Raw genomic sequence first — 1,156 nt, forward strand, 5'->3', positions numbered from 1 at the left:
GTTTTCTGACTAAGAGCCATAACGCTCCCTGTTTGATGGCGGCTCGGCAGCTTTCGTACCTGTGCAGTTATCAATATTTTTGGGTGACCGCATTCTAAACTTTACCGTTCATCGGACGACTCTTATAGACAGCCGAATGCGAAGATAATCATCCCTGCGTTGATGGCGATGATTTCCATATTTGATCGCTAAAAATATCAGCCAGGGAGGCGCAGTGGTGTCCGATTCAGGAAAAAATAACGATACCCGTCAGAATGCCCGTGAGGGGCTGGGCAGGTTTGATGTACTGGTTACAGAGGGAATGAGAACCTCAGGTCTTAATAGAAAAAGTGCCATCCTGCTGAAAGGTTTGGGTGAATACTGTATTGCTATCGAGCCATTCAGAGATGCTCGAGTCGTGACTAATACCTCGGCATCTGATGATTTGGTGAGTGAACTTCCCGATCTTTTACATCCCGGAATGAACATACCTTCCAGACAGGTACTGAAAGGTGCAGTACTGGAGGGCAAAGATCTCGAAAGGGTTTGTTTTAATCAGACAAACCTGAGAGGCTGTAACTTTAAAAAAGCTCAGTTGCGTGGAGCCCGATTTAAAGGCTGTGATTTGTCCGGGGCTGATTTCAGAGGTGCAGATCTGAACGGCACTATCTTCGAAGATTCTTCCCTGGAAGCTGCTGATCTGAGACATTGCCGATTAGATGAAGCGCGTCTGGTGGATTGCAATCTGTTTGCTGTTAATTTTGATCAGAGTTGTCTGGATAATGCTGTGATTGATAGCTGCAATATGGGGGCTCAAAGTTTTCATAACAGCTCATGCATGGGTTTAAAAATGCATAACAGCCAGATTATTCATGGCTTTCTGGATGACGCGAACTTTACCGGTTCTCAGCTCAGGAATATGGAGTTCAGGGATTGCACACTGACGAGCACTCAGTTCAATAATGTTTTGATGGAAGATTGTCAGTTCAGAGGGTGTGACAGCTTTCAGGAAGGGCCTGTGTTTTCCGGTGGTATTCTGAACAAGGTGGTTATGACAGACTGCGAATTCAATGTTCCCAAGCTGGTCCAGACGCGGATTTCAAACAGTTATTTTACCCGGGTCGACATGGATTCAGCTCTAATGGAAGGTACCCAGTTCAATGAGGTGATTTTTGAG

General features: G+C 45.6%; 1 protein-coding gene. It reads left to right on the forward strand.

The features are described 5' to 3' along the window. Positions 1-217: 217 nt before the first annotated feature. The coding region (locus KDK18_RS05460; RefSeq protein WP_257253768.1) for a pentapeptide repeat-containing protein at positions 218-1,156 on the forward strand (939 nt) is incomplete at its 3' end.

The organism is Endozoicomonas sp. SESOKO3 (assembly GCF_024606255.1).